At 64.1% G+C, this 2,005-nt stretch carries 2 protein-coding genes and 1 pseudogene; all 3 read right to left on the bottom strand.

The genetic code is table 11. From position 1 onward, the window contains the following. Positions 1-190: 190 nt before the first annotated feature. Positions 191-748, bottom strand: a complete 558-nt coding sequence (locus ACYP5B_RS16750; protein WP_459570449.1) for a toxin co-regulated pilus biosynthesis Q family protein — start codon at positions 746-748, stop codon at positions 191-193. 64 nt (positions 749-812) lie between these two features. Next, positions 813-1,199 (bottom strand): lytic transglycosylase domain-containing protein, encoded by a 387-nt coding sequence (locus ACYP5B_RS16745; protein ID WP_459570448.1) that lies wholly within the window; start codon positions 1,197-1,199, stop codon positions 813-815. Between the two features lie 68 nt (positions 1,200-1,267). Next, positions 1,268-2,005 (bottom strand): annotated as a pseudogene (locus ACYP5B_RS16740) (pilus assembly protein PilL); the annotation flags it as partial.

Below are 2,005 nucleotides of genomic sequence, written 5' to 3'. Positions count from 1 at the left end.
ACAGCCGCGCGGTCGCGGCGCATCCGGGCATAGAGCGCGCCGGTCATCGCGTCACCTTGCGCGCGACTATCGTCGACGGCGTGTCTGGTGTCTTCAAGAAGACGCGGCGAAACGCAGCCGGCCAGCGTTGAGCATACGAGCAAGGCGCCAGCGGCGGGTCGAAGGAATCGGTTCATTTGCATCATAAGAGTCACTGGGTCAGGTCGCACTTGGTGGTCAGCTTCACCACGCGCACCACGTTGTTCGAGTAGAAGCAGGGCTTGATGATGTAGTCGGTCATCTCGGTCGAAGACAGGACGCGCCGCACGGCTGTTTTGAAATCGCCCGGGATCGCATCATTGCCAACGATTGGCACGTCCTTCTCCAATTCCCAAGGCGCGACCGTCCATCCCGCCCGCGGCGCCCATGCCTCGATCAACTGGCGAAAGGTCCCGTCAGCCGGTGACACCGTCCAGGCTGCAGGCGCAGCAGGCGCGCTCCCGACGACCGGTGCGATGCCTGCCGGCACTGCTGCGAGCTGCGATGCGGCCGGCGCCGGAGGCACAGAGGCGGGCGCTATGTCGCTAGTCGCCGACCTTGCCGGCTCCACTGCTGCGAGAGACCTGCCCTTCTTGCTTGCGGCGAGACGCTGCCAGCCATCGCCCTTGAGCGGCGCCGCTGGCTCGAAGTTGCCGGTTGACTCGATACCGAAGGGCGACGCGGTCGGTACCGCCGCGTGGGCCGCAACACACGCGCACAGCGCGCTCATGGCAAGGACAGTCCGGCTCAACCGGCGCATCTGATGAATGTGAAGCATGACTTGTTACCTTCGGTTATCTAATTGCTTGGTTGGCCGGAACGCCGCGCTGCAGCGTGCTGTAGATGCGGTTGACGTACCTGAGGCGCTTATCCGGTGAGGCCGCGTTGTACGCGCCCACCGCGTCCCAGGTTGGCCCGTATCGCTCCATGTTCTCGCGCAGAATCCACGCACCAATGTAGGCACTGACGCAAGGATTGAACAGCGACTGCCGCGTAATGCCGTACTTGGCAAGCCTGGGCAGGTGCACCGTGTTGATCTGCATCAGGCCAATGTCTTCACTGCCGTTCGAGTTGCGATTGATCGCATACGCGCGCATTCCCGACTCGTGTTGCGCAATGCCACGCAGCAACACTGGGCTCACCTGATGGAAGACGGCGGCATCGTCCAGGCAGTCCGCCATGACGGAACCCGTCGCCCCCAGGGCAAGCCCGATAGCTAGAAGCGGTATGTACCGCCGTGGCTGGAAACTCATAGCGCCGCCGCCCGTTCATAGAACCGAACCTCCGGCTGCCTGCTCACCGTGACCGCCTTACCGTCCGCCATCACCGTCAGGCGAGCGCTAATCCCGTTGTATTTGTAATACCGGTCCTTGTGCTCCCCATTGGACCGGTTGCTCTCGTCGAAGACGGAGACCTGCACCAACGACTGGCGGAAGCTCAGGTAGGTAGCACCATCCTTCTCGAAGACGCGCTCCAGCCCAGCCGGGTTGTCGTGGGGGAAGAGATAGGCGATCCCCGGCACGCGGGCGACCTCAACTGACTTGCCGCCACCGCTGACCGTGAATCGATCCGCGGTACGGAACGACAGCACCCGTTCGTCCTCGCTCCAGGTCGTATCCAGTTCCTCGCCGCCCTCACGTCGCACAACCAGATCAGTCGGCTTCTTCTCGAAGCGGATCTCGATCCGGCCGGCCTTGGTGTCACGGATGGCTTGCGCGTCGAACGCATCGCCCAGGGCGGAGCCGTCTCCTTCGGCTGGGCCGCCAGCGCCATCTGCCGCCGTGGCCGCAATCGTCGAGGCTGCCATCATCTGTGGGGCAGCATTGAGCGGCGCCAACCCGGCAGGAGACGCCACACCCGTACCGGCGACGGCCAGAGACTTCGGCGCCGTCGCCCGCAGCGCAATGTTCCGACGCTCGAAGTCCAGTTCTGCGTACAGGTCACGCTGCGCCAGCAGGCGCTCAAGCGCTTGCACCCAGTTCTCGCC

It is taken from the genome of Cupriavidus sp. 8B (assembly GCF_054589115.1).
This window is presented reverse-complemented; position numbering and strand designations above follow the sequence as displayed.

Excerpts from the sequence above, each read along its gene's own strand:
- ACYP5B_RS16745 (WP_459570448.1), bottom strand. The coding sequence starts at position 1,199 with ATGGCGGACTGCCTGGACGATGCCGCCGTCTTCCATCAGGTGAGCCCA.
- ACYP5B_RS16750 (WP_459570449.1), bottom strand. The coding sequence starts at position 748 with ATGAGCGCGCTGTGCGCGTGTGTTGCGGCCCACGCGGCGGTACCGACC.